The organism is Pseudomonas sp. AC355, assembly GCF_979258205.1.
Genome location: NZ_OZ409843.1, coordinates 3,272,168 through 3,297,476, shown reverse-complemented (window position 1 = coordinate 3,297,476; position 25,309 = coordinate 3,272,168). Strand labels below are relative to the sequence as shown.

At 61.5% G+C, this 25,309-nt stretch carries 21 protein-coding genes, 1 pseudogene and 1 riboswitch; of the genes and pseudogenes, 14 read left to right on the top strand and 8 right to left on the bottom strand.

The features are described 5' to 3' along the window. Nucleotides 1-56: 56 nt before the first annotated feature. Nucleotides 57-899 (bottom strand): methylenetetrahydrofolate reductase [NAD(P)H], encoded by an 843-nt coding sequence (metF, locus tag ACZ0AI_RS15610; RefSeq protein WP_463562651.1) that lies wholly within the window; start codon nt 897-899, stop codon nt 57-59. Between the two features lie 57 nt (nt 900-956). Then, a complete protein-coding gene (ahcY, locus tag ACZ0AI_RS15605) occupies nt 957-2,351 on the bottom strand; it encodes an adenosylhomocysteinase (protein WP_073263875.1) in 1,395 nt (464 codons plus the stop codon). An 88-nt stretch (nt 2,352-2,439) separates the two neighbouring features. After that, nucleotides 2,440-2,591: riboswitch (S-adenosyl-L-homocysteine riboswitch) on the bottom strand. Nucleotides 2,592-2,804: 213 nt separating this feature from the next. Here ahcY and ACZ0AI_RS15600 point away from each other — a divergent pair. Continuing rightward, nucleotides 2,805-3,194: an acyl-CoA thioesterase gene (locus tag ACZ0AI_RS15600; protein WP_463562650.1), complete on the top strand. Its 390-nt coding sequence runs from the start codon at nt 2,805-2,807 to the stop codon at nt 3,192-3,194. 37 nt (nt 3,195-3,231) lie between these two features. On the opposite strand, the gene ligB is transcribed toward ACZ0AI_RS15600, so the two are convergent. Then, nucleotides 3,232-4,899 carry an NAD-dependent DNA ligase LigB gene (gene ligB, locus ACZ0AI_RS15595; protein ID WP_463562649.1) on the bottom strand — a complete coding sequence of 556 codons (1,668 nt, stop codon included), beginning with the start codon at nt 4,897-4,899 and terminating at the stop codon, nt 3,232-3,234. Between the two features lie 297 nt (nt 4,900-5,196). On the opposite strand from ligB, the gene ACZ0AI_RS15590 reads away from it, so the two are divergent. After that, the gene (locus ACZ0AI_RS15590) at nt 5,197-5,469 is read left to right on the top strand and encodes a hypothetical protein (RefSeq protein WP_463562648.1); all 273 of its coding nucleotides are present in this window, start codon (nt 5,197-5,199) and stop codon (nt 5,467-5,469) included. Between the two features lie 99 nt (nt 5,470-5,568). Here the strand turns inward: ACZ0AI_RS15590 and metK are convergent, their stop codons facing one another. Together metK and ACZ0AI_RS15580 are read right to left on the bottom strand one after the other, a co-directional pair. Then, nucleotides 5,569-6,759: a methionine adenosyltransferase gene (gene metK, locus ACZ0AI_RS15585; RefSeq protein WP_463562647.1), complete on the bottom strand. Its 1,191-nt coding sequence runs from the start codon at nt 6,757-6,759 to the stop codon at nt 5,569-5,571. Next, on the bottom strand, nt 6,756-7,784 hold the full coding sequence (locus ACZ0AI_RS15580; RefSeq protein WP_463562646.1) for an ArsR/SmtB family transcription factor: 1,029 nt from the start codon (nt 7,782-7,784) through the stop codon (nt 6,756-6,758). The genes metK and ACZ0AI_RS15580 overlap by 4 nt, the downstream gene beginning before the upstream one ends. A gap of 269 nt (nt 7,785-8,053) precedes the next feature. Here ACZ0AI_RS15580 and tkt point away from each other — a divergent pair, with 269 nt between their 5' ends. The 9 genes from tkt (at nt 8,054) to ACZ0AI_RS15535 (ending at nt 16,531) form a co-directional block, all read left to right on the top strand. Next, nucleotides 8,054-10,051: a transketolase gene (gene tkt / locus ACZ0AI_RS15575; RefSeq protein ID WP_463562645.1), complete on the top strand. Its 1,998-nt coding sequence runs from the start codon at nt 8,054-8,056 to the stop codon at nt 10,049-10,051. A 67-nt stretch (nt 10,052-10,118) separates the two neighbouring features. Continuing rightward, complete coding sequence (gene epd / locus ACZ0AI_RS15570) at nt 10,119-11,183, top strand: erythrose-4-phosphate dehydrogenase (protein ID WP_463562644.1); 1,065 nt, start codon at nt 10,119-10,121, stop codon at nt 11,181-11,183. Between the two features lie 4 nt (nt 11,184-11,187). Continuing rightward, nucleotides 11,188-12,366, top strand: a complete 1,179-nt coding sequence (locus ACZ0AI_RS15565; RefSeq protein ID WP_463562643.1) for a phosphoglycerate kinase — start codon at nt 11,188-11,190, stop codon at nt 12,364-12,366. A 75-nt stretch (nt 12,367-12,441) separates the two neighbouring features. Further along, nucleotides 12,442-12,636, top strand: a complete 195-nt coding sequence (locus tag ACZ0AI_RS15560) for a hypothetical protein (protein WP_463562642.1) — start codon at nt 12,442-12,444, stop codon at nt 12,634-12,636. A gap of 17 nt (nt 12,637-12,653) precedes the next feature. Continuing rightward, nucleotides 12,654-12,983 carry an MliC family protein gene (locus ACZ0AI_RS15555; protein WP_463562641.1) on the top strand — a complete coding sequence of 110 codons (330 nt, stop codon included), beginning with the start codon at nt 12,654-12,656 and terminating at the stop codon, nt 12,981-12,983. A 75-nt stretch (nt 12,984-13,058) separates the two neighbouring features. Further along, nucleotides 13,059-14,123, top strand: a complete 1,065-nt coding sequence (fba, locus tag ACZ0AI_RS15550) for a class II fructose-bisphosphate aldolase (protein WP_070880313.1) — start codon at nt 13,059-13,061, stop codon at nt 14,121-14,123. Between the two features lie 299 nt (nt 14,124-14,422). Further along, nucleotides 14,423-14,866 carry a hypothetical protein gene (locus ACZ0AI_RS15545; protein ID WP_463562640.1) on the top strand — a complete coding sequence of 148 codons (444 nt, stop codon included), beginning with the start codon at nt 14,423-14,425 and terminating at the stop codon, nt 14,864-14,866. A 26-nt stretch (nt 14,867-14,892) separates the two neighbouring features. Next, entirely contained in the window at nt 14,893-15,981 is a 1,089-nt protein-coding gene (locus tag ACZ0AI_RS15540; protein ID WP_463565951.1) for a PQQ-dependent sugar dehydrogenase, read from the top strand. A gap of 43 nt (nt 15,982-16,024) precedes the next feature. Next, the gene (locus ACZ0AI_RS15535; RefSeq protein ID WP_463562639.1) at nt 16,025-16,531 is read left to right on the top strand and encodes a M48 metallopeptidase family protein; all 507 of its coding nucleotides are present in this window, start codon (nt 16,025-16,027) and stop codon (nt 16,529-16,531) included. 15 nt (nt 16,532-16,546) lie between these two features. Here ACZ0AI_RS15535 and ACZ0AI_RS15530 read toward each other — a convergent pair whose 3' ends face one another. Further along, nucleotides 16,547-17,029 (bottom strand): GreA/GreB family elongation factor, encoded by a 483-nt coding sequence (locus ACZ0AI_RS15530; protein WP_463562638.1) that lies wholly within the window; start codon nt 17,027-17,029, stop codon nt 16,547-16,549. Next, the gene (yccS, locus tag ACZ0AI_RS15525; protein ID WP_463570033.1) at nt 17,029-19,212 is read right to left on the bottom strand and encodes a YccS family putative transporter; all 2,184 of its coding nucleotides are present in this window, start codon (nt 19,210-19,212) and stop codon (nt 17,029-17,031) included. Before yccS ends, ACZ0AI_RS15530 begins: the two co-directional genes overlap by 1 nt. 276 nt (nt 19,213-19,488) lie before the next feature. On the opposite strand from yccS, the gene ACZ0AI_RS15520 reads away from it, so the two are divergent. Beyond that, entirely contained in the window at nt 19,489-20,166 is a 678-nt protein-coding gene (locus tag ACZ0AI_RS15520) for a glutathione S-transferase N-terminal domain-containing protein (RefSeq protein ID WP_463562636.1), read from the top strand. A gap of 81 nt (nt 20,167-20,247) precedes the next feature. Here ACZ0AI_RS15520 and ACZ0AI_RS15515 read toward each other — a convergent pair whose 3' ends face one another. Next, on the bottom strand, nt 20,248-22,509 hold the full coding sequence (locus ACZ0AI_RS15515) for a sensor domain-containing protein (RefSeq protein ID WP_463566155.1): 2,262 nt from the start codon (nt 22,507-22,509) through the stop codon (nt 20,248-20,250). 165 nt (nt 22,510-22,674) lie between these two features. On the opposite strand from ACZ0AI_RS15515, the pseudogene desA reads away from it, so the two are divergent. Beyond that, a pseudogene (gene desA / locus ACZ0AI_RS15510) lies at nt 22,675-23,860 on the top strand (delta-9 fatty acid desaturase DesA). A gap of 159 nt (nt 23,861-24,019) precedes the next feature. After that, nucleotides 24,020-24,985, top strand: a complete 966-nt coding sequence (locus tag ACZ0AI_RS15505; RefSeq protein WP_463562634.1) for a GGDEF domain-containing protein — start codon at nt 24,020-24,022, stop codon at nt 24,983-24,985. Nucleotides 24,986-25,309 lie beyond the last annotated feature (324 nt).

Genomic DNA, 25,309 nt, shown 5'->3' with positions numbered 1-25,309 from the left:
CACAACCCGCAGGGCTCCGGCGCGGCCGTGCGTGAGACGTCAACAGACCCCATTACTCAGCCTTGCAGGTTCTTCCACACCGCCAGGCTTGGGGCGGCCTGGTTGAGGGTATAGAAGTGCAGGCTCGGTGCGCCACCGTCGAGCAGGCGGCGGCACATGTCGGTGATCATCTCTTCGCCGAAGCGCTGAATGCTCTGGGTGTCATCCCCATAGGCTTCCAGCTGCTTGCGTACCCAGCGTGGCAGCTCGGCGCCGCAGGCGTCGGAGAAGCGCGCCAGCTTGCTGTAGTTGGTGATCGGCATGATCCCCGGGATCACCGGGATATCGACGCCCATCTTGCGTACGCGCTCGACGAAGTAGAAGTAGCAGTCGGCGTTGAAGAAGTACTGAGTGATCGCACTGCTCGCGCCGGCCTTGGCCTTGCGCACGAAGTTGGCGATATCGTCTTCGAAATTACGCGCCTGTGGATGCATCTCCGGATAGGCCGCAACTTCGATGTGAAAATGATCACCAGTTTCCTGGCGAATCAGCTCGACCAGATCATTGGCGTGGCGCAGCTCACCGCTGGACATGCCCATGCCTGACGGCAGGTCGCCGCGCAGAGCGACGATACGGGTGATGCCCTTGCTCTTGTACAGATTGAGCAGCTCGATCAACTCGGCCTTGCTGTCGCCAACGCACGACAGGTGCGGTGCGGTCGGCACCTTCACTTCGCCATCGAGCTGCAGCACGGTATTGAGGGTACGGTCGCGGGTGGAGCCACCGGCGCCATAGGTGCAGGAGAAGAAGTCCGGGTTGTAGCCGGCCAGCTCTCGCGCGGTATTCAGCAGTTTTTCGTGGCCGGCATCGGTCTTCGTCGGGAAGAACTCGAAACTGACGTTTGCACGTTTCTGAGACATGAGAGTTCCTTGAGGCTGCACACCGCAGGCAGCGCGCCTGCGGTGTGCACGACCCAATCAGTAGCGGTAGCTGTCTGGCTTGAACGGGCCTTCGACCGGAACACCGATGTAATCGGCCTGGGGTTTGGTCAACTGAGTGACCACGCCACCAAAGCCTTTCACCATTTCCAGGGCGACTTCTTCGTCCAGCTTCTTCGGCAGCACTTCGACGGTCAGGCGCTCGGCCTTCTTCTCGGCGGAGAGGGTGGCGAATTTCTGCTCGAACAGGAAGATCTGCGCCAGCACCTGGTTGGCGAACGAGCCGTCCATGATGCGGCTCGGGTGACCGGTGGCGTTGCCCAGGTTCACCAGACGGCCTTCGGCCAGCAGGATCAGGTAGTCGTCATTGCGCGGATCGAACTGACCAGCGCCGGTGCGGTGGATCTTGTGCACCTGCGGTTTGACCTCTTCCCATGCCCAGTTCTTGCGCATGAAAGCGGTGTCGATCTCGTTGTCGAAGTGACCGATGTTGCAGACCACGGCGCGGGCTTTCAGCGCTTTGAGCATGCCAGCGTCACAGACGTTGGCGTTGCCGGTGGTGGTGACGATCAGGTCGATCTTGCCCAGCAGGGCCTTGTCGATGCAGGCGTCGGTGCCGTCATTACGGCCGTCGATGTACGGCGAAACCAGCTCGTAGCCGTCCATGCAGGCCTGCATGGCGCAGATCGGGTCGATCTCGGAAACCTTGACGATCATGCCTTCCTGACGCAGCGAGGCAGCTGAGCCCTTGCCCACGTCGCCGTAGCCGATGACCAGCGCCTGCTTGCCCGACAGCAGGTGGTCGGTGCCGCGCTTGATGGCATCGTTGAGGCTGTGACGGCAGCCGTACTTGTTGTCGTTCTTGCTCTTGGTGACCGCGTCGTTGACGTTGATCGCCGGGATTTTCAGGGTGCCGGCCTTGAGCATGTCGAGCAGACGGTGCACGCCTGTGGTGGTTTCCTCGGTCACACCGTGGACGTTCTCCAGCACTTGCGGGTACTTGTCATGCAGGATCTGGGTCAGGTCGCCGCCGTCGTCGAGCACCATGTTGGCGTCCCACGGCTTGCCGTCCTTGAGGATGGTCTGCTCGATGCACCACTCGTACTCGGCTTCGGTCTCGCCCTTCCAGGCGAATACCGGAATACCGGCAGCGGCGATGGCGGCAGCGGCCTGATCCTGGGTGGAGAAGATGTTGCACGACGACCAGCGAACTTCAGCGCCCAGCGCGGTCAGCGTCTCGATCAGCACGCCGGTCTGGATGGTCATGTGGATGCAGCCGAGGATCTTCGCGCCTTTCAGCGGCTGGCTGGCGGCGTACTTGCGACGCAGGCCCATCAGTGCCGGCATTTCGGACTCGGCGATGATCAGTTCTTTGCGGCCCCAATCGGCAAGGGAAATATCGGCGACTTTGAAGTCGTTAAAAGCAGCGCTCATGCAAAAGCTCTCCAATCGTTGATCAGTGATCAGATAGGTGAAAACCGGTGCCAGGCCGATGGCCATGGCGCGCTACGTTTTCACGCAGTCCGATTGGGCGCCGTTGATGCGTTTGGATAACGCCCCATCCGAGCCTGACAGCCTGGAAGGCTGATTCGAATCTGCCGCGAAGCATTGCTGGAATGCGGGGCTTGGGATTCGAAACAGATCTTTCAGGTTGCTGCAGCGCCCCTCGGACAGGTGGCGGGAACGCTCAGGCAGTGCCGAGCGTGTGAAACCTGTCGATTATAGCCGTGCCGGCGGGCGAGCCCAAGGTTTTCCGTCGCGCTTGTCGGCTATTTACAGGTGTTCAATGCCCGGTTTTATCGGCCCGATTGAAAATGTTGCCGCGACAACCTTCGCCGGGCTTTGCGATCATGGCCGGCGAACGATAGCGATGGATAAGGAGTGCAGATGAACTTCCACACACGCAAGTGGGTAAAGCCCGAAGACCTCAACCCCAACGGCACCCTATTCGGCGGCAGCCTGCTGAAATGGATCGATGAAGAGGCCGCGATCTACGCCATCATCCAGCTTGGCAGCCAGCGCGTGGTGACCAAGCTGATTTCGGAAATCAACTTCGTCGCTTCGGCCCGTCAGAGCGACATCATCGAGCTCGGCATCACCGCTACGGAGTTTGGCCGCACCTCGATCACCATGCGCTGCGAAGTGCGCAACAAGATTACCCGCAAGAGCATTCTGACCATCGACAAGCTGGTGTTCGTCAACCTCGGCGAGGATGGCCAGCCAGCGCCGCACGGCAAAACCGAGATCACTTATATCAAGGATCAGTTCAAGGATTGAGCCCAAGGGCACTGTGCATCCTTGCGAGCCTAATCGCTCAAAATCCCTTGGCCCCTGCCAGGCGCAGCTGTTCGGCAAGCGCCTGGATTTCCTCATGCTGGAAGAATGCCTGCAGTTGAAGGGCCCGGGTTGGGCCGATCCCTGGTAGTTTCTGCCAGTCGGCGAGACTGCGTTGCTGCAGCTGCGCCCAGTCAGCGGCAGCCAGGCTGTCCGGGTTCACGGGTGTGCCGAGTGCGCGCAACCAGGCATTGAATGGGCGTTGCCGGGCTTCAGCGAAGCGGTTTCTGAGCGTGGTAGCAGTCTGTTGGCCGATGCCCGGTACGGCGAGTAGCTGCTCCTCGCTGAGCTCCAGCCAGTCGAGCAGGCTGTCGATACGCTGGGCCTGCAAAAGCTTCTCCCACGTTCCAGCGCCGATGTCAGGCAGGTTTAGTGCCTGTTTGCTGCTGAGCCAGGTAAGGCGGGCGTGGAACTGGCTGGTGCAGGGAGCGGAGGCGCGCAGGCAACTCAGCGCGTGGTAATCGTCACGGCACGGAACGTCGAGCTCGTGGCGTTTTGCTGTCTGCACTACCACGTCAGTCAGTTGCGGAATGGTTTGCCCGGCAAGGCGGATGGCGACTTGATCGCCCGGGCGAATATCCAGTTGCTGCCAGCGTTCCAGTGAGCCCGCGCTGACTACGCGAATGGTGCGGTCGTCGAGTTTCACTGGGTGTAGACGCAGCAGCGGGGTGATGCGACCGCTACGGCCGATGCTGAACTCGACGCCGTTGACCAGCGCCAGGGCCTCGCTGGCCGGGTATTTCCAAGCCGCTGCCCAGTGTGGCGGCTCGGCGCGCCAGCGTTCGCCGGATGGGCGCTGGCCTTGGCGCAGAACCACGCCGTCAGTAGCGAAGGGCAGTGGATTACGGTACCAGCGCTCGCGCCATTGCCTGGCCTCGGTGGCGGTAATGACGGGGTGGCTGTAGTGGCGGCTGTCGTCAAAACCCAACTGCGCCAGGTGGTCGAGACGTTGCTGCATATCGTCCGGGCCATTGGGCCAGTCCCAAACGAACAGCCCAATATCGTTCGCTTGGGCTTCTTGCAAATCCTCTCGTGCCATCAATCCGGCGACCGTGCTGCGCGCCGAAGCGCCGCCGTGCTTGGCCTGAATGTGTGCAGGGCGCTGCAGGTACAGCTCGCCTTGCAGCACTAGTTCGCTGTCATCAGTGAGGTGCTTGGGAATGGCCGCAATCCGTGTGGCGCGTGATGTCCAGTCCTGGCCGGTGTTGCCGTCGCCGCGGCTGATCGCTTGCTGCAGATAGCCGCGGTGGTAGATCAGTGTGACCGCGACGCCATCGACCTTGGGCTGAATCCACAAGGCCTGACGTGAAGCCATCCAGCGGTTCACGGCGTGTTCATCCGCCAGCTTGCGCAGGCCCGTCTGGGTCACCGGATGCTGCACTGGGCCGCCCGCGCCGTTCAGAGGGTTCGCCGTGGGCGTGTCGCTCAGGCAACCTTGCCAATGCTCCAGACGGGCGCGGGCTTGATCGTAGAGTTCATCGCTGACCAGCGAGCGGCCTTGGCGATGATAGGCGTCATCCCATTGGGCTATCTGGGCGGAGAGCTCATTGAGTTGACGGTTGTGTGCGGTTGTCGGTTTGGGACATTCGTCGGCTTGGGCAAGCGCGACCAGCAGGGCAGGAAGGGCAGCAGCGATCCAGTGTTTCATGGGCGGAGCATCCTTGCTCGGGCGATAATTTCTGCAGGCTAGTCGCAGATCGCTCATGCCGCAAACGTAGCGCTTCAGGGCTGCGGGCGAGTCGTAAGTAGCGACTGGCCGACATTTTGGTTATTTCAAGTTTGGTCGATACAATTTGTGGGTGATAAAGTTCTGCTTCTTCCCGCGTATCAAATGGAATTGCTCGGCGGCGGGATTCAATTGCCGGGCCTAATCTCTCAAGGGTCTACTTAAATGCGTCTTTCCGTTTTGTTCTGTGCTGTTTCGTTGGCATGCAGCAGTCTCTTCGTGCAGGCGGCTGATGACATGCAGGCCAAGTGCGATCAGAAGCTCTCCGCCAACGCCGAGAAGCTGGCGCAGGTCAAACAACTGGCCGGCCTGCTTGGCAACCAGCAGGCCAACGACACTCTCGCTCAGGTGGAGGGTGGTTGCGGTCAGTTGGGCGCCAATGCCGGCACGTCCGGTGAGGCTGTCGCGCAAACGCAAGGCAACGGCACGGCTGATAACATCACCGCTGCTGCTGAAACCCTGAAAGGGTTGGGTTCGCTGTTCGGCAAATAGTCGTAAGCCTATCTGCTGTGCTGATATGAAAAAGCCTCCGTGGACACGACGTCCTCGGAGGCTTTTTTGTGGCCCGGCGGTCGCCGGGTCTTGCAGGGCTTAGAGGCCTGCAGCGGCGCGCAGGTCGGCGGCCTTGTCGGTCTTTTCCCAGGTGAAGCTGGTGAAGCTGTCGTCGCCGACGGTCAGTTGCTGTGGCTCGCGCCCGAAGTGGCCGTAGGCGGCGGTCGGCTGGTACATCGGGTGCAGCAGGTCGAGCATCTTGGTGATGGCGTACGGGCGCAGGTCGAACACCTCGCGTACCAGCTTGATGATGGTCTCTTCAGCGACCTTGTTGGTGCCAAAGGTGTTGATCGAGATGGACGTCGGCTGGGCGACGCCGATGGCGTAGGACACCTGAATCTCGCAGCGCTCGGCCAGACCGGCAGCGACGATGTTCTTGGCGACATAGCGGCCGGCATAAGCCGCGCTGCGGTCGACCTTGGATGGATCCTTGCCGGAGAAAGCGCCACCGCCGTGGCGAGCCATGCCGCCATAACTGTCGACGATGATCTTGCGGCCAGTCAGGCCGCAGTCGCCCACTGGGCCGCCAATCACGAAGTTGCCGGTCGGGTTGATGTGGTACTGAGTGTCCTTGTGCAGCAGCTCGGCGGGCAGGCTGTGCTTGATCACTAGCTCCATCACCGCTTCACGCAGGTCGCTCAGGCTGACATCCGGGTTGTGCTGAGTGGACAGCACCACGGCGTCGATGCCCACCACTTTGCCATGCTCGTAACGGCAGGTGACCTGGCTCTTGGCGTCCGGGCGCAGCCACGGCAGCAGGCCGGATTTACGCGCCTCGGCCTGTCGCTGAACCAGTGCGTGGGAGAAACGGATCGGCGCAGGCATCAGCACGTCGGTTTCGTTGCTGGCATAGCCGAACATCAAGCCCTGGTCGCCTGCGCCCTGATCTTCCGGCTTGGCGCGGTCGACACCTTGGTTGATGTCCGGGGACTGCTTGCCAATGATGTTCATCACGCCGCAGGTCGCGCCGTCAAAGCCGACGTCGGAGCTGGTGTAGCCGATGTTGCAGATCACGTCGCGAACGATCTGCTCGAGGTCGACCCAGGCGCTGGTGGTGACTTCGCCGGCGATGATCGCCACGCCGGTCTTGACCAGTGTTTCGACGGCCACGCGGGCGTGTTTGTCCTGGGTGATGATGGCGTCAAGGACGGCATCGGAAATCTGGTCGGCGATCTTGTCCGGATGACCTTCGGACACGGACTCGGAGGTAAACAGGGAGTATTCGCTCATCTATCGATTGTCCTGGCGAGTGAGGGCCTTTCGGCCACGTACGGGAGTGATGGCGTGCGCTGGAAATGGCGCACCTGAATTTGAAAGCCATTGCGCAGGCCGACATACAGGCTCTCGCCTTGCGTCAGGCCGGCGGCGACGGCCCAGTGGGCCAAGTCGTCCTGTTCGAAGCCTAGCCAGAGATCACCGCAGGTGTCCCGGGCCCAACTTTGGTTGTGGCTGCACAGTTCTGTGATCAACAGGCTGCCGCCATCGTTCACGCGGCCTGCGAGTGTCTGCAGGGCCTGAGCCGGTGCGGCGAAGTGATGCAGTACCATGTTCAACACTACGCAGTCGGCGCTGGGGTAGTCGTCGAGCAGGGCGTCGGCAAGTTGCAACTGCACGTTATCCAGGCCGTCGTGCTCACAGCGCAGACGTGCCAGCTCAAGCATAGCCGGGCTGTTATCCAGTGCGGTGACTTGGCCGAAGCGGCGCGCCAGTTCGGGCAGAAAGCTGCCATCGCCGGGGCCGATCTCCAGGGCGCGGGCGTTGGCAGGAAAGTCCAGTGAGTCGAGCAGGGCCAGCACGCTGTCGCGGTATTGCGGCAGGCCGGCGATCAGATCCTGCTGAGCCTGGAAGCGCTCGGCGCTACGGGCAAAGAAATCCTGACTGGCAGCCGCGCGCTGCTGATGCACCTGGGCGATGCGTTCGCGCACCTCGAGCGGCAGAGTCAGCCGATCGACTTCCTGGAGCAGGGCGCCGTGCAGCGTACCGCCAACAGTTTCCATCTGGGCCAGGGCGCGGCGATAGAAAATCGCGTTGCCTTCCCGGCGCGTCGCCACCAGGCCGGCCTGGGCCAGCACCTTCAAGTGGTGGCTGATGCCGGACTGGCCAATGGCGAAGATCTGCGCCAGCTCCAGTACGCCGAACGAATCGTTGGCCAGTGCGCGCAAAACATTCAGGCGCAGCGGATCGCCCGCTGCCTTGCACAGGGCGGAGAGAGCATCGGCGGGCTCGAAGTCGAGCTGAGAGGCGCGCACAGTCATAAGCCGCGCAGTCTAGTCGGTGATTTTTTGTGCAGCAAGACCAATATCAAAAAGTTTTGATATTGGTCTTCGCCGCGCGCTTGCCTGGCTACTCACGACGGGAGATAAACCGCTTCGCTTCCAGAGGCTGAGCACTTTTATCCAGGAAAACCACGGGAATCGTTCGGCTAACGACCATCTGTCATTGCCCCCGCAGTGCCTGCTGGGCGAAAATGGCCGCCTTTTTCGACCCCCGCTGCCTAACGGCAGCCACCCGCAGGAGATTAGCGATGCCCAGCCGTCGTGAGCGTGCCAATGCCATTCGTGCTCTGAGCATGGATGCCGTGCAAAAAGCCAACAGCGGCCACCCGGGTGCCCCTATGGGCATGGCGGACATCGCCGAAGTGCTGTGGCGTGACTACCTGAAACACAACCCGGCCAACCCGAAATTCGCTGACCGTGACCGTTTCGTACTGTCCAACGGCCATGGCTCGATGCTGATCTATTCGTTGCTGCACCTGACCGGCTACGACCTGTCCATCGACGACCTGAAGAACTTCCGTCAGTTGCACAGCCGCACCCCGGGTCACCCGGAATACGGCTACGCGCCAGGCGTCGAGACCACCACCGGCCCGCTCGGCCAGGGCATCGCCAACGCCGTGGGCTTCGCCTTAGCTGAGAAGATCATGGCGGCGCAGTTCAACCGCGATGGCCATAACATCGTCGATCACCACACCTACGCCTTCCTGGGCGACGGTTGCATGATGGAAGGCATCAGCCACGAAGTCTGCTCGCTGGCCGGTACCCTGGGCTTGGGCAAGCTGATCGCGTTCTACGATGACAACGGCATCTCCATCGATGGCGAAGTCCACGGCTGGTTCACCGACGATACCCCGGCGCGCTTCGAAGCCTACGGCTGGCAGGTGATCCGCAATGTCGACGGCCACGATCCCGAAGAGATCAAGATGGCCATCGACACCGCTCGCAAGAGCGAGCAGCCAACCCTGATCTGCTGCAAGACCATCATCGGCTTCGGTTCGCCGAACAAGCAGGGTAAGGAAGAGTCCCACGGCGCCGCGCTGGGCCATGACGAAATCGCCCTGACCCGTGCCGCTCTGAACTGGAGCCACGCGCCGTTCGAAATCCCGGCCGACATCTATGCCGAGTGGGATGCCAAGGAAGCCGGTCTGGCTGCCGAAGCCGAATGGGATCAGCGTTTCGCTGCCTATTCCGCTGCTTACCCGGAACTGGCCAACGAATTCATCCGCCGCATGGCCGGTGAACTGCCTGCCGATTTCTCCGCCAAGGCCAGCGAGTTCATCCGCGCCGTGGCCGAGAAAGGCGAAACGATCGCCAGCCGCAAGGCCAGCCAGAACTGCCTGAATGCCTTCGGCCCGCTGCTGCCGGAACTGCTGGGCGGCTCGGCCGACCTGGCCGGTTCCAACCTGACCCTGTGGAAAGGCTGCAAGCCGGTGGTCGCCGAAGACGCTTCGGGCAACTACATGTACTACGGCGTGCGTGAATTCGGCATGAGCGCGATCATGAACGGCGTTGCCCTGCATGGTGGCCTGGTGCCTTACGGCGCGACCTTCCTGATGTTCATGGAATACGCCCGCAATGCGGTACGCATGTCCGCGTTGATGAAGCTGCGCGTGCTCTACGTGTTCACCCACGATTCCATCGGCCTGGGCGAAGACGGCCCGACGCACCAGCCGGTCGAGCAACTGACCAGCCTGCGCACCACGCCGAACCTGGACACCTGGCGCCCGGCGGATACCGTCGAGGCCGCAGTGGCCTGGAAGCATTCGGTCGAGCGCAAGGACGGCCCGAGCGCGCTGATCTTCTCGCGCCAGAACTTGCCGCATAACCTGCGCGACCATGAAACCGAAGCGGCCATCAGCCGTGGCGGTTACGTGTTGAAGGATTGCGCCGGCGAGCCAGAGTTGATCCTGATCTCCACCGGTTCGGAAGTCGGTCTGGCCATCCAGGCTGCCGACAAACTGACCGAGCAGGGCCGCAAGGTTCGCGTGGTGTCGATGCCGTCGACCAACGTCTTCGACCAGCAGGACGCTGGCTACAAGCAGTCTGTACTGCCGCTGCAGGTCACCGCGCGGATCGCCATCGAGGCTGCCCACGCCGACTTCTGGTACAAGTACGTTGGCCTCGAAGGTCGCGTCATCGGTATGGAAACCTACGGTGAATCGGCTCCTGCCGGTGAGCTGTTCGAGCATTTCGGTTTCACCGTCGAGAATATCATCGGCACTGCCGAAGAGCTGCTGGACGCTTGACCCCGCAGGAAGGGACGAGCCTGCGCGGTTCGTCCCTTCCCCATGATCGACTCGCTCCGAGATCGCCATGTCCCATCGCCCCTATCGCGTTGCTCTGAACGGCTACGGCCGCATCGGCCGTTGCGTGCTGCGTGCCCTGCACGAGCGTGCTGGCGCTGCGCGTCTGGAAATCGTCGCGCTCAACGATCTGGCCGATCAGGCCAGCATCGAGTACCTGACCCGCTTCGACTCCACCCACGGGCGTTTTCCCGGCGAGGTGAAGGTGGTTGGCGATTGCCTGCACATCAACGGCGAACGCGTGCGCGTACTGCGCGAGCGTGAGCCGGAAGGTGTCAACTGGGCTGCGCTGGATATCGATCTGCTACTCGAATGCTCCGGCCAGTACACCACGCGCGAGCAGGCCGAGCGTTTCCTACAAGCCGGTGCGCCTCGGGTGTTGTTGTCCCAGCCGATGGCCAGCGAGAGCGATGTCGATGCTACGGTGGTTTATGGCGTCAATCAGCAGTGCCTCGATGGTACCGAGCGCCTGGTGTCGAACGCTTCCTGTACCACCAACTGCGGGGTGCCGCTGCTCAAGGTGCTCAATGAGGCGATCGGACTGGAGTATATTTCGATCACCACCATTCACTCGGCGATGAACGACCAGCCGGTGATCGATGCCTATCACGACGAGGATTTGCGCCGTACGCGCTCGGCCTTTCAGTCGGTGATTCCGGTCTCCACGGGCCTGGCTCGAGGCATCGAACGGCTGCTTCCGGAACTTGCCGGGCGAATTCAGGCCAAAGCCATTCGGGTGCCGACGGTCAACGTGTCCTGCCTGGATATCACCTTGCAGACCTCCCGTGACACCAGCACCGAAGAGATTAACCGGATCTTGCGCCAGGCTTCCGAACAGGGGCCGCTGCAAGGTCTGCTGGCGTACACCGAGTTGCCGCACGCCAGTTGCGACTTCAATCATGATCCCCACTCGGCGATCGTCGACGGCAGTCAGACGCGGGTTTCCGGGCCACGCCTGGTCAACCTGCTGGCCTGGTTCGACAACGAATGGGGTTTCGCCAACCGCATGCTCGACATGGCCGTGCATTTTCTCGATGCCGCCGCTCCCCTTTCACCAGCCCCTGTTAAGGACTGACTCAATGACTGCAGCTTCCGTAAACATCACGAAAATGGCCGACCTCGACCTGCAAGGTAAGCGCGTGCTGATCCGCGAAGACCTCAATGTGCCGGTCAAGGACGGCGTGGTGAAGAGCGATGCGCGCATCCTCGCGGCCCTGCCGACCATCAAACTGGCCCTGGAGAAGGGCGCTGCGGTAATGGTCTGCTCGCACCTGGGGCGCCCGACCGAAGGCGAATTCAGCGAAGAGAACAGCCTCAAGCCGGTCGCCGATTACCTGAGCAAGGCCCTGGGCCGCGAAGTACCGCTGATCAAGGACTACCTGAGCGGCGTTGAACTGAAAGCCGGTGATCTGGTGCTGTTCGAGAACGTACGTTTCAACAAGGGCGAGAAGAAGAATGCCGACGAGTTGGCCCAGCAATACGCTGCGCTGTGCGACGTGTTCGTGATGGATGCCTTCGGTACCGCCCACCGTGCCGAGGGCTCGACCCATGGCGTGGCCAAGTTCGCCAAGGTCGCCGCTGCCGGCCCCCTGCTGGCCGCCGAGCTGGATGCACTGGGCAAGGCACTGGGTGCCCCCGCTCAGCCGATGGCGGCGATCGTCGCTGGCTCCAAGGTGTCGACCAAGCTGGACGTGCTGAACAGCCTGAGCAGCATCTGCGATCAGCTGATCGTCGGTGGTGGCATCGCCAATACCTTTCTCGCCGCTGCCGGTTATCCGGTCGGCAAATCCCTTTACGAGGCCGATCTGGTCGATACCGCCAAGGCCATCGCCGCCAAGGTCAGCGTGCCGCTGCCTGTGGACGTAGTGGTCGCCAAGGAGTTTTCCGAAGCCGCGACTGCGACCGTCAAGGCGGTGGCCGATGTGGCTGACGACGACATGATCCTCGACATCGGCCCGCAAACTGCAGCGCAGTTCGCCGAGCTGCTCAAGGCCTCGAAGACCATTCTGTGGAACGGTCCGGTTGGTGTGTTCGAGTTCGATCAGTTCGGTGAAGGTACCAAGACCTTGGCCCTGGCCATCGCGGAAAGCCCGGCGTTCTCCATTGCCGGTGGTGGCGACACCCTCGCGGCCATCGACAAGTACGATGTGGCGTCGCGGATTTCCTACATCTCTACCGGTGGCGGCGCTTTCCTCGAGTTTGTCGAGGGCAAGGTACTGCCGGCAGTCGAAGTGTTGCAGCAACGCGCAGCCAAGTAAGGCAGAACGGCTAAACCTTGGCTCCTACGGGCGGTCATTACCTTGTACGGAAACTAGCCAGCAAGGAGTGACCTCATGCGTAACATGGCCATGGTAGTGGTGGTGTGTGCTGTTCTGGGTGGGTGTGCCGGTGGTGGATCGCCCCGCGAACAAGCGTGCGATGTGCTTAGCCCGGCACAAATCGATCTGCCGACCACGCGCGACGAACCGCGCATCGAAGGGCAGAGCACCGGTGATTCGACGCCGCCCGTTGGTGAGCAGAACTGCTAGGTAACAAGGAGAGTGCGATGAACCGTTATAAAGGTGCCGCCGTGTTGTTCGGCCTGGCAATGCTCGCTGGCTGTGCCGGGAAGGACTATGCCGACAGCCAGGAATGGAACCGCTGGGTGTGTGACAGCCAGGCCGAAGTGTTCTGGCGCTATGCCGACAGTGCCCACGAGAAAGTCGATGTGCGGATGGGTGGCAGCGATGTTGTCCACCGCTTGAGCCAGGAGCCCGCGGGTTCCGGCGTGTTGTACAGCGACGGTACGCTGTCCTTTCACACCAAGGGTGAGGAAGGTCTGATCTACCGTACCGCCAATGACGATTTGCTGGGGCGCGGCTGCAAGGCGCCCTGACAGCAGTACTTGAATAGCGCCTGCCACTGCGGCAGGCTTGAACGATTAACGAGCCCTATCGGGAGATAGCAAAACATGGCACTTATCAGCATGCGCCAGATGCTCGACCACGCAGCCGAATTCGGCTATGGCGTGCCGGCCTTCAACGTCAACAACCTCGAGCAGATGCGCGCCATCATGGAAGCTGCCGACAAGACCGATTCGCCGGTCATCGTCCAGGCCTCCGCTGGTGCCCGCAAGTACGCGGGTGCGCCGTTCCTGCGCCACCTGATTCTCGCTGCGATCGAAGAGTTCCCGCATATCCCGGTGTGCATGCACCAGGATCACGGCACCAGCCCTGACATCTGCCAGCGCTCCATCCAGCTGGGCTTCAGCTCGGTGATGATGGACGGCTCGCTGAAAGAAGATGGCAAAACCCCCGCCGACTACGACTACAACGTGCGCGTCACGCAGCAGACCGTTGCCTTCGCTCACGCCTGCGGCGTGTCGGTTGAAGGTGAGCTGGGCTGCCTGGGTAGCCTGGAAACCGGCATGGCCGGTGAAGAAGACGGCGTTGGTGCAGAGGGCGTGCTCGACCACAGCCAACTGCTGACCGACCCGGAAGAAGCCGCCGACTTCGTCAAGAAGACTCAGGTCGATGCCTTGGCCATCGCCATCGGCACCAGCCACGGCGCCTACAAGTTCACCAAGCCGCCAACCGGTGACGTGCTGTCGATCGAGCGTATCAAGGCCATCCACAAGCGCATCCCCAACACTCACCTGGTGATGCACGGTTCCAGCTCGGTACCGCAGGATTGGTTGGCGATCATCAACGAGCATGGTGGCGAGATCAAAGAGACCTACGGCGTGCCGGTCGAAGAGATCGTCGAAGGCATCAAATACGGCGTGCGCAAGGTCAACATCGATACCGACCTGCGTCTGGCTTCTACCGGCGCTATCCGCCGCTTCCTGGCCGAGCATCCGAGCGAGTTCGACCCGCGCAAGTACTTTGCCCATACCATCACTGCCATGCGTGATATCTGCATCGCTCGCTACGAAGCCTTCGGTACCGCTGGCAATGCCTCGAAGATCAAGCCGATCTCCCTGGAAGGCATGTTCCAGCGTTACGCAAAAGGTGAGTTGGCCGCCAAGATCAACTGATCGAAGCGTCCCTCCTCGCACCGAGAAGCCGCTTGTCCTTCATGGATAAGCGGCTTTTTTATGTCCTCCCGCAGGCCTGTAGGATGGCCAGGCTGCGAGCCGCTCTGCCCACCACCTGCGCGCTGATGATGGCTCGACGGATCAACCGTTCTTGGTCTTGAAACAGCCTTTCCAACCCGGCATGCCTCTCTGTTTTCCGGCTTGCGGTGGGATCGCGTAAAACCATGTAAAACACCTGCGCCGCTCTGGTGCGTGCTCTACGCCATACTGCCGCCACGCGTTTCAGGATGTCGGCTCCCATGCCTCAAAATTCCCGTCCCTGGCAGCCGTTCTGCTTGGCCGTTCTTGTGGCCACGTTGCTCGGCAGCATCGTTCAAACCCAATTCAACCTCGCTGCTTTGCAACAGCTCGGCGCCAATATTTCGCTGGACGTGCGTATGCAGACCACCCTGCATGATCTGCTGGGCTTCAGCCCTACGTTCGCGGCGCTGGTTATCGCTGCATTTATTGTCGCGCTGCCATTGGCAGCCTGGCTCGCGCCCAGCCTAGGTGTCCTGCGCTGGTTGGTTTTCCTGCTCGCGGGAGCCTTGGCCGTCTGGTTGGCGCTAAGTGTGGCCAATGCCGTGGCGCCTATGCCAACACTGATCGGTGCCAATCGCACCTTGGCGGGAACGCTGGCGCTAATGACCTGCGGCAGCCTTGGTAGCCTGGCTTTCGCGCGTTTCAGCGGTGCTGGCCGTTGATGATCTTTCTTCGAATCAAGGGTGTGATGTTGAAAGCTGTCCTGCTGATGCTGGGCCTTTGCGCAGGTGTCCTGGCCCATGCCGATTACCGGATCGAAACCGTCACTGGCGGTCTCGAGCATCCCTGGTCGCTGGCCTTCCTGCCCGATGGCCGCATGCTGGTTACCGAGCGTACCGGGCAACTGCGCCTGATCGATGCCCAGGGCAAGCTGCAGGCCGAGCCGATCAAGGGGATGCCGGCGCCCTTCGTCGCCACTCAGGCAGGCTTGATGGAGGTGGTGCTGGATCCTGCGTTCGTCAAAGATCCCTGGATCTACCTGAGCTATGCCCATGGTGATATCGACGCCAACAATACGCGGCTGGCGCGGGCTCGCCTGGTAGACGGCGAATTGCGCGACTTCGAGGTGCTGTTCACCGCCCAGCCGGCCAAGGCCGGCGCCTCGCACTACGGCGGGCGGATCGCCTTTCTGCCCGACGAGACTCTGGTGTTGACCCTGGGAGACGGCTTCGACTGGCGCGAGCAGGCGCAGAACCCGGCCAATCACCTGGGCAAGACGGTGCGCTTGAACCGTGACGGCAGCATCCCCGAGGACAATCCGCTGCGCGGTCAGCCCGGCGCTGCTGAAGAGATCTACAGCCTTGGCCATCGCAATGTGCAGGGCCTCGTCTACGACGGCAAGCGCAAGCGCCTCTACAGCCACGAGCACGGCCCCAAGGGCGGCGATGAGCTGAACCTGATCCAGGCTGGCGGTAATTACGGCTGGCCGCTGGCGTCCTTTGGGGTCGACTACACCGGCGCAATGGTCACGCCTTTTACCGAGCTGCCGGGCTATCTGTCCCCGCAATTGCACTGGACGCCGTCAGTGGCGCCATCCGGGCTGGCGCTATACACCGGTGATCGCTTCCCGCACTGGAAAGGTGATCTGTTCGTTTCGACACTGGCCGAAAAGAGCGTACGCCGTGTGCGCCTGGTGAAGGGCCGGCTGGCTGGCGAAGATGTGCTGTTCCAGGAGCTAGAGGAGCGCATCCGTGGCGTTTACAATGGTCCTGATGGCGCGCTGTACCTGCTGACCGATAGTGCCGAAGGCAGGCTACTGCGGGTGGTTCCGCTGTAGGTTGAGGCATAATCCCGCCGCTAGCCTCGACCGTTGAGCAGTTATGACGCCATTGAAGTATCTCCAGGGTTATCCCACCTCGCTACAGGATCAGGTGCGTCAGATGATTGCCGGTGAGCGCCTGGGCGATTACCTGGCGCAGCGTTATGAGGGCCGCCACACGATCCAAAGCGATAAGGCGCTGTACGCCTACGTCATGGCGCTCAAGCAGGAGCACCTGAAGAACGCGCCGGCCATCGACAAGGTGCTGTTCGACAATCGCCTCGACCTGACCCATCGAGCCCTCGGTCTGCATACCACGATCTCGCGGGTGCAGGGTGGCAAGCTCAAGGCCAAGAAAGAGATCCGTGTGGCCTCGCTGTTTCGCGACGCCGCACCGCAGTTTCTGCAGATGATCGTGGTGCACGAGTTGGCGCACCTGAAAGAGAGCGACCACAACAAGGCGTTCTACAAACTCTGCGAATACATGCTACCGGACTACCAGCAGTTGGAGTTCGATTTGCGCGTTTACCTGACCTGGCGCGATCTGCAGTCGAACGCCCCGGGCTGAGGCCGCTGACATTGGTCAGTGTGCTTCGATGATCTCGTGATGCTGTATCCGCCCAGCGATCTTCAGCTCGATCTCGTCGCCGGGGTGACGCCCCAGCAGGCGCTGACCGAGTGGCGCGTTAGGGCTTAGCACGAGGATTTCCCGCTGCTGGGCGCGTACCTTGATGGCTGCACCATCCGGGCCGAGGAACAGCCACTGTTCACGGCCATCCTCGTCAGCCAACAACACCAGAGCGGTAATGCGGATACCCAGTGCCTCGTCGTAGGGGCGCAGCTGCAACTGCCGCCAGGCCCGCAGGCTCTGGCCGATTTCCTCCACCCGGCGTGCCTGCCCGGCAGCCAGGTAGGCAGCCTCCAGGCCCAGGGTGTCGTACTTGTTTTCGGCGATGTTCTCTTCGTGGGTCGCCGTTTCGTGGGCGACCCGCGCCGCCTGTTCGGCGGCCAGCAGGTCGGCAGTCAGTTGCTCGATGACCTGCTGGACGATGGGTTGCTTATCCATCATGTAGTCGCCTTGGGACGATTCTTCAGCAGGTGAACGGCCAGCGTGCGCAACGGGGCGAGCTGCCGGGCAATCAGTGACAACTGGGTCTGTACCAGCCGCTGCGCGTCCTCCAGCTCCTCCGGTATCTGCTCCAGTGTAGCGGCCAGGTGTTCCTCGCTGTCGCTCTGAATGGCTATCGGGCTCTGTTCGTTGAGACCGCGAGCGATTTCATCGAGGCTTTCGGCGATACGCCCGGCGCTACTCAGCAGCTCACTCTGCTCGTCGGCCAGCAGGGTTTCGCCACGGTGCGCGCCAAGGCCCGAGAGGTAGCTGAGCAGGGTGTGCGAGAGCACCAGAAAGCGGAAGCCAATATCCGCTTCCTTACGGAAATGCCCCGGCTCCATGAGCATGTTGCCAAGGGTGGTGGACAGCGCCGCGTCGGCGTTGTGGGCGTTGCGACGGGCCAGGCGGTAGGCGAGGTCGTCGCGCTTGCCCTCGGCGTACTGGCGAATGATCTGCCTCAGGTAGGTGCTGTTGCAGCTCAGGGTGTTGGCGACCACGCGATTCAGGCGTCGGCCCTGCCAGTCCGGCAGGATCAGGAATACCGCGAGGCCGGCGATCAGGCTGCCGAGCAGGGTATCGAACAGGCGCGGCAGGATCAGCCCGTAGCCGTCACCCACCTGGTTGAAGCAGAACAGCACTAGCAGGGTAATGGCCGCCGTCGCCACGGTGTAGCGGCTCGAGCGGGTGGCGAAGAACACCACGCCGGCTGCGACGGCAAAGAACGCCTGGATCAGCGGAGCCGGGAACAGGTCGATCAATGCCCAGCCAAGCAGCAGGCCCAGCACGGTACCGATGATGCGCTGCACCAGCTTCATTCGCGTCGCACCATAGTTCGGCTGACAGACGAACAGGGTGGTCAGCAGAATCCAGTAGCCCTGGGTCGGGTGAATCCAGTGCAGCACGCCATAGCCGGCAGCCAGGGCGATGGACAGGCGCAGGGCGTGACGGAACAGCAGGGATGTGGGAGTCAGCTGCAGGCGGATGCGTTCCCAGACGTCACGCAGCGATTGCGGCTCGCGGTCGAGCAGGGAGCTGTCCTGCTCCTCGGCCAGGGCGTCGGGGTTGCTGGCGCTGCCCAGCAGGCGGTCGAGGGTGCCAAGGTTGCCCGCCAGGGCGCCAAGCGAGCGCAGCAGGTGGCGCCATGCCGGGTTGCTCTGGATGCGCAGGTGCTCCAGCGAGGCCTGCAGATCTGCCAGGGCCTGACCGTACTGCTCGCCGTATTCGAACGGTTGACGCAGTTCGATGGCCTGCGCCAGAGCGTGGCAAGCCTTGCCATGCAGGCGCAGCAGGCGTTGGCAACGGAACATCACGTCGCTATGGAAGAACGCTTCGGCCAGGGCGTTATACGGATAGTGCGACGAGCTGGCGCGCTCGTGGATATCCTGGGCGAGAAAGTAGAGCTTCAGGTAGCGACTGACTTTCGGTTCGGGGCGGCCATTGCCGACCCGGTGCAGGATTATTTCCTTGGTCGCGTTGAGTGCTGCCACCACACGCCCGTTCTGCTTGGCCAGGGCCAGGCGGCGAGCTTCCACGTCGAGCTGGCGCAAGGGTTCGAACAGCGCCGCCTTGAGCTTGAGGTACAGGCCGAGCTCACGGAACAACCGTGCCAGGCTGTGCTGCACCGGCTGATGGGCGAACAGTGCGTTCCATAGCACCGACAGCACGCCGTACCAGGCAGCGCCGGCGACCAGCAGCAAGGGCTCCAGCCACAGCCCGGCGATGCCGCCGCGCTGTTCCACGCCAATCATGCTGTACACGGCGAGGATCAGCGTCGCCGAGCCGAGGGTCGCGAAGCGTTCACCCAGGGCGCCAAGCATGGTCAGAGAGAACGCCGACAGGGCCAGGGCGCTGACGAACAGCCACGGGTAGGGGAACAGGAACTCCACCGTGTAGGCCGCGGCGCTGAAGCAGCCTAGGGTCACCAGCAGCGCGGTCAGGCGGCCCTGCCAGCTGTCGTCGGTTTCCGCCAGGGCGCTGGCGATCACACCGAGGAACAGCGGTATCAGGCTGTGCATCCAGCCCTGGTACCAGCACAGCGCCAGGCTGCCGCCGAGGGCGATGAAAACCCGCAGGCTGTAGCTGAACTTGTCCATTGCCCAGAGACGACGCAGGGAGTGGCGCAGGGAGGGGGACGACATCCGGGTTGGCGACCTTCACGGGTGAATGGACTGAGCCGCAGCCATCGGCATACGGCGCTTCGATTGTGCCTCGCTTGGAGTGTGCAGGGCGAGAGGCGGTTCGCGCCATCTGGTTAAAAGTATCGCTGCCCGTCACGGCACCGACAGGCATGCTGGACGACTCGTGGGCCGCGCAGGTCACCGGGTCTGAACTCTGCGCGGCTGGCCCGGCTCCAAGCTCTACCCATTGCAATCGGCAGCTGCAGTGCAGCTGCGCCCGATCGACAGGAGCGCCCCATGATCGACCTTCATTACTGGACGACCCCCAACGGCCACAAGATCAGCATCTTTCTCGAGGAAAGCGGCCTGGACTACAACGTGCACCCGGTGAATATCGGTACCGGCCAGCAGTTCGAGCCGGAATTCCTGAAAATCTCGCCGAACAATCGGATTCCGGCCATCGTCGACAACAACCCCAGTGATGGCGGTGAGCCGATCTCGGTATTCGAGTCCGGCGCGATTCTCGAGTACCTGGCCGACAAGGTCGGGCGGTTCATGCCGCTGCAGCCGCGGATGCGCGTTCAGGTTCAGCAATGGCTGCACTGGCAGATGGGCGGTCTAGGGCCGATGGCCGGGCAGAATCATCACTTCGTGCGTTTCGCGCCTGAGGAGATTCCTTACGCCATCGACCGCTACGTTAAGGAGACCGCCCGCCTGTACGGGGTTTTGGATCGCCAGCTCGAAGGTCAGGAGTACGTGGCAGGCGATTATTCGATAGCGGACATCGCCATCTACCCTTGGGCCAAAGGCTGGGAGCTGCAGCGTCAGCGTCTCGAAGACTTCCCCAATATGGCCGCCTGGCTGGCGCGCATGGGCAACCGCTCTGCGGTACAGCGTGCCTATCAGGTCGCCGAGGCGATTTCCCAGCGCCCTGAAGAAGTGCTCAGCAGCGAAGCGCGCAAAGCGCTGTTCTGAGCCTGCCTGGCAGCGACTCCGGGCGCCGCCAGGCCGTGGCGAACCCAGCACCGTCGACTGGGCTCGCCGGGTGAGGCATCGCTACTTCTGTTCCAGAACGTCGGCTGGCACGGGCCGGCCGATGAAGTAGCCCTGGGCATAATCGCAACCCAGCTGGCGCAGGTAGTCCTGCTGCTCACCGCGCTCCACACCTTCTGCGAGCACCTTCATTTCCATGCTGTGGGCAAGGGCGATGACGGCGCGGGTGATCGCCCGATCGTCCTTGTCATGGGGCAAGCCGGCGACGAAGCTCTGGTCGAGCTTGAGCTTTTGCACCGGCAGGCGCTTGAGGCGTGCCAGTGAGCTGTAACCGGTGCCGAAATCGTCGATGGCCAAGCGCACGCCGAGTACGCGCAAGCGCTCAAGCAGCGCCTGGGCCTGATCCGGGTTGTCCATCACCGCGCTCTCGGTCACTTCCAGCTCCAGGCATTCGGCCGGTAGGCCGGTATCGGTGAGCACCTGAGCGACTCGCTGATCAATCTCGCCACGGCTGAACAGGCGGCTGGAAATGTTCACTGCTACGAACTGTAGGCTGCTGCCCGAAGCCCGCCAGGCGACCATCTGCCGGCAGGCATGCTCGAGCACCCAAGCATCGATGGCGCTGATCATGCCGCTGTCTTCGGCAATCGGGATGAACTCACCAGGCGGTACTAGGCCGCGCTGCGGATGCTGCCAGCGCACCAGAGCTTCCACCCCAATCATCCGCCCCTCGGCGAGGCAGATCAGCGGTTGGTAGTGCACGCGCAGTTCGTCGTTCTCAAGCGCATGGCGCAGGCCTGCGACGAGCTCTAAGCGCTGGCGCGCATACTTGGTCTGAGCCAGATCATAGAAGGCAAAGCCTTCGCGGCCACTGCTCTTGGCCTTGAACAGGGCCGAATCCACATTGCGCAGTACTTGTTCGACGGTTTGTGCATTGTCCGGATACAGGCAGATGCCGATGCTGGCGGAAATGAACAGTTCCTGGCCGTCTAGAATAAAAGGCTCGTTAAGGCAATCGATTAACCGTTGAGCCAAATGGGCAGCCTGTTCGGCCTCGGCGCAGTCTTCACTGAGCAGGCCGAATTCATCGCCGCCCAGTCGCGCCAGTGTGGTGCCTTTATCGAGATGCTTGGCGAGCCGTTCGCCGGTGGCCTTGAGCAGCAGGTCGCCGACGTTATGGCCGAGGCTCTCATTGATGTGCTTGAAGTGATCCAGATCGACTACCAGCACGGCGCCCCGATGGGCTTCGCTTTGCACCCGATCGAGGGCGTGTTCGACACGTTCGGTGAACAGCAGGCGGTTGGGCAGATTGCTCAGTGGGTCGTGGTGGGCCAGGTAATCCAGCTCATGCTGGGAATGTTTGAGCACGCTGATATCGGAGAACACGGCGACATAGTGGCTGAGCAGCCCGTTGTCGTCGTGTATGGCACGGATGCATTGCCACTGCGGGTAGATTTCACCGTTCTTGCGGCGGTTCCAGACTTCGCCACTCCAGGCGCCCTGGGTCTGCAGGGTGTGCCAGAGGTGCTGGTAGAAAGCGGCGTCGTGGCGGCCGGATTTCAGCAGCGTTGGGTGCTTGCCGAGGATTTCCGCTTCGCTGTAGCCGGTGATCCGACTGAACGCCGGGTTGATGTGCACGATGTTCTGCCGCGCGTCCGTGACCAGTACGCCCTCTTGGGTGGACTCGAACACCGCTGATGCCTGTCGCAGGCTGTCGGCATCGGCGCGGCGCTGGGTGATGTCTCGTATCGTGCCGATGAAGCGTTCCGGGTGGCCCTGGGCATCGAGGCGCAGGCGGCCGTGTGACATTACCCAGCGATAGCTGCCGTCGCGATGGCGTAGGCGGTAAGTATTCTCGTAAGACGTATCGCTTGTCGCCTGCATGATTTCGGCGATGGCGCGGTGGTAATGTGGTCGATCTTCGGGGTGCAACAGTTGTTCCCACTGCTGGCGATCCGTGCTCAGCTCGCCATCCTTCATGCCCAGCAGGGTGTGATAGCCCGTCGAGTAGTAAACGTTTTGGCGACGCAGATCCCAATCCCAAAGACCGTCCTCGGTAGCCGACAGGGCCAGGCTGAGACGCTCTTCGCTGGCGCGCAGAGCTGTACCGATGAGTGCCTGCCGTTCGAGGTGATGGCGTATCGTCAGATACAGCAGAGCGCTGGTCAGCAGGACGAAGATCAGGCCTTTCCAGACCTGAACCTGCTCCGTCTGTCGGACAGTCAGGCCGAGCGACGCTAGCAGCATGTCGCTGAAGATAATCCACAGGCCTGCTGCCACCAGGTAGTTGAAAGTCAGGCGTAATGCGCCTTGGCGAGTGCTCATAACGGATGGCTCGGTTCTTGATCTCGAGTAAAGGTCACTAGTGGAGCCTGCGTTGTAACATTCTCAGCCAAAAGACCAAGTGGTTTTCCAACGGTTGATGTTGATAATGCAGGCGTCGGCCTTTTCGCCGACCCGCGTTTTTCTCTGCAAGAGGTACCCCGACCTATGTGGTACAACGGCTTTCTCGACCTGTCGGTCTGGCAACTCATCATCGTTACCTTGCTGATGACCCACGTCACCATTGTCAGCGTAACGGTCTACCTGCACCGTTACTCGGCGCACCGCTCCCTGGAGCTGCATCCTGCGCTCAAACATTTCTTCCGCTTCTGGTTGTGGCTAAGCACGGCCATGAACACCCGCGAATGCGACCGCCATCCATCGTAAGCACCACGCCAAGTGTGAAACCGCAGAAGACCCTCACAGCCCGGTGGTAAAGGGGTTGGGAACGGTCATGCGTAAAGGTGCTGAATTGTATGCCGAAGAGGCGAAGAATCAGGATACCTTGCGTATTTATGGCAAAAATTGCCCTGATGACTGGGTAGAACGCAAGATTTACTCGCGTTTTCCCATGGGCGGTATTGCGTTGATGATGGTCATCGACGTGGCGCTGTTCGGCGCGCTGGGTCTTACCGTCTGGGCGATTCAGATGATGTGGATTCCGTTCTGGGCCGCCGGTGTCATCAACGGCCTTGGCCACGCAGTCGGCTATCGCAACTTCGAGTGCCGCGACGCGGCCACCAATCTGTTGCCTTGGGGCATCATCGTGGGCGGTGAAGAGCTGCACAACAATCACCACACCTATCCCAATTCGGCCAAGCTGTCGGTCAAGCGCTGGGAGTTCGATATGGGCTGGGCCTGGATACAGCTGTTCAGCTTCCTGCGCCTGGCCAAGGTGCAGCGGGTCGCGCCGATCGCGCACCGGGTGCCTGGCAAGGGCATTCTGGATATGGATACCGCCATGGCGATCCTCAACAACCGTTTCCAGATCATGGCCCAGTACCGCAAGTTGGTGATTGGCCCACTGGTCAAGCAGGAACTGGCCAAGGCCGACGAGTCCGTGCGGCACCAGTTCCGTCGTGCCAAGCGCTTGCTGTCGCGGGAGCCGAGTCTGTTGCAGGACAAGCAGCAGGTGCACATTGACGCCATGCTGGCGCACAGTCAGGCGCTCAAGGTCATTTATGAGAAACGCCTGGCGTTGCAGCAGATCTGGGCCAAGACCAGCGCCAATGGCCACGACATGCTTGAAGCGATGAAACACTGGGTGCAGGACGCCGAAGCCAGTGGCATTCAGTCCCTGCGCGATTTCGCCGAGCAGCTCAAAACCTACTCGTTGCGGCCTGCCACAGTGTGACGTAGCACGCAATCGCACACGGGGCTTTGAACCGCCCGCGGTGACTATGGTCATAGCAGTGACCCGGTTGCCACCCAAAAGCCCGCCACACGGCGGGCTTTTTTGATCCCGTTTGGCAGCCCTCACCGCAATCTATTTGGCGTTGCTCAGGATCGGTATATGGATGAACTCGGCACTATCGACCTGGAAGAGCTGACCATGGCGCTGTTGCACAGCCGCGCGGAAGGTACCCGTTTGCGCGAGCGCGAGCAGCTGTTCAGCACACTATTAGGCAGCGTCAACGCTGTGCTCTGGGCGTTCGATTGGGAAACCCAGCAGATCATTTATGTCAGTCCGGCCTATGAACTGGTCTTTGGCCGTTCAGCAGGTTTGCTACTGGCCGATTACGGCGAGTGGCGTAACAGCATCTACCCTGACGATCTGGAGTTTGCCGCCGAGAGCATGGCCCAGGTTCTGGATACCGGTGCAGTCGAGGCCCGTGAATACCGCATCATCCGTGCCGATGGCGAAATTCGCTGGCTCAGTGATAAGTGCTTTATCGGCCGGCACAGTGACAGCCTGGCGTCGCCGATTATCTTTGGTATCGCTGAAGATATCACCGAGAAGAAACAGCTCGAAGGCGAGTTGCATCGCCTGGCTACTACCGACGTGCTCACTCAAAGCAGCAACCGCCGACACTTCTTCGAATGCGCGCAGAGTGAGTTCGAACTGGCCCGTAATCAGGGGCAACCGCTGGCCTTTCTGCTGCTGGATCTGGATGATTTCAAGCATATAAACGACAGCTATGGCCATCAGGCGGGCGACCAGGTACTCCAGCAACTGGCCAGTTGCGCCAGCTCGGTCTTGCGCCGCGGTGATCTGTTCGGGCGCATCGGTGGTGAGGAGTTCGCGGCGCTATTTCCAGGCTGCGAGCCAGAGCTGGCGTCGCAGATCGCCCAGCGTCTGCAGCGAGAAATTCAGCGCTTGGCCTTCAGTCATGAAGGCAGCGCTTTTGGTATCACCGTTAGCCAAGGGCTGACTTCGTTGCGCAGTGGTGATCCTGGTCTCGATGTGCTCTACGCCCGTGCGGACGCTGCCATGTACCAGGCCAAGCGTCAGGGAAAAAATCAGATCGTCACGAGCTGAGGCGTGGCGAAAATCCGCCCTGCACTGTCTTTTCATCGGCGGTTACTCGCTTATTTTGTCTGGTGAGCGGCCGTCAGCTATTTCGCTATTTTCTGTAACATATTGAAAGATCGTGCTTTGTGCGACTCTGTTCGCCAATGGCACGTAACCTGCTGTGCTAGATTCATACAGCAGCGGCCCCTAGAGGCTGACAATAACAATGCAGAGAATCGAACGATGCCCTTTCCCTGTCGCCTTAGCTTTCGTACCCACCTGATTCGTCTTAATTTCTGAGTATTTCGTACTGCCGTCCAATTACCTGTGGCGTCTTCTGGCTGCCTGGTG

Coding starts and splice junctions, on each gene's coding strand:
- ACZ0AI_RS15535 (WP_463562639.1), top strand. CDS start 16,025: ATGACGCCATTGAAGTATCTCCAGGGTTATCCCACCTCGCTACAGGAT.
- ACZ0AI_RS15580 (WP_463562646.1), bottom strand. CDS start 7,784: ATGACTGTGCGCGCCTCTCAGCTCGACTTCGAGCCCGCCGATGCTCTC.
- ACZ0AI_RS15505 (WP_463562634.1), top strand. CDS start 24,020: ATGGATGAACTCGGCACTATCGACCTGGAAGAGCTGACCATGGCGCTG.
- yccS (WP_463570033.1), bottom strand. CDS start 19,212: ATGTCGTCCCCCTCCCTGCGCCACTCCCTGCGTCGTCTCTGGGCAATG.
- ACZ0AI_RS15540 (WP_463565951.1), top strand. CDS start 14,893: ATGTTGAAAGCTGTCCTGCTGATGCTGGGCCTTTGCGCAGGTGTCCTG.
- ACZ0AI_RS15515 (WP_463566155.1), bottom strand. CDS start 22,509: ATGAGCACTCGCCAAGGCGCATTACGCCTGACTTTCAACTACCTGGTG.
- ACZ0AI_RS15530 (WP_463562638.1), bottom strand. CDS start 17,029: ATGGATAAGCAACCCATCGTCCAGCAGGTCATCGAGCAACTGACTGCC.
- tkt (WP_463562645.1), top strand. CDS start 8,054: ATGCCCAGCCGTCGTGAGCGTGCCAATGCCATTCGTGCTCTGAGCATG.
- epd (WP_463562644.1), top strand. CDS start 10,119: ATGTCCCATCGCCCCTATCGCGTTGCTCTGAACGGCTACGGCCGCATC.
- fba (WP_070880313.1), top strand. CDS start 13,059: ATGGCACTTATCAGCATGCGCCAGATGCTCGACCACGCAGCCGAATTC.
- ahcY (WP_073263875.1), bottom strand. CDS start 2,351: ATGAGCGCTGCTTTTAACGACTTCAAAGTCGCCGATATTTCCCTTGCC.
- ACZ0AI_RS15565 (WP_463562643.1), top strand. CDS start 11,188: ATGACTGCAGCTTCCGTAAACATCACGAAAATGGCCGACCTCGACCTG.
- ACZ0AI_RS15555 (WP_463562641.1), top strand. CDS start 12,654: ATGAACCGTTATAAAGGTGCCGCCGTGTTGTTCGGCCTGGCAATGCTC.
- metF (WP_463562651.1), bottom strand. CDS start 899: ATGTCTCAGAAACGTGCAAACGTCAGTTTCGAGTTCTTCCCGACGAAG.
- metK (WP_463562647.1), bottom strand. CDS start 6,759: ATGAGCGAATACTCCCTGTTTACCTCCGAGTCCGTGTCCGAAGGTCAT.
- ACZ0AI_RS15545 (WP_463562640.1), top strand. CDS start 14,423: ATGCCTCAAAATTCCCGTCCCTGGCAGCCGTTCTGCTTGGCCGTTCTT.
- ligB (WP_463562649.1), bottom strand. CDS start 4,899: ATGAAACACTGGATCGCTGCTGCCCTTCCTGCCCTGCTGGTCGCGCTT.
- ACZ0AI_RS15560 (WP_463562642.1), top strand. CDS start 12,442: ATGCGTAACATGGCCATGGTAGTGGTGGTGTGTGCTGTTCTGGGTGGG.
- ACZ0AI_RS15520 (WP_463562636.1), top strand. CDS start 19,489: ATGATCGACCTTCATTACTGGACGACCCCCAACGGCCACAAGATCAGC.
- ACZ0AI_RS15600 (WP_463562650.1), top strand. CDS start 2,805: ATGAACTTCCACACACGCAAGTGGGTAAAGCCCGAAGACCTCAACCCC.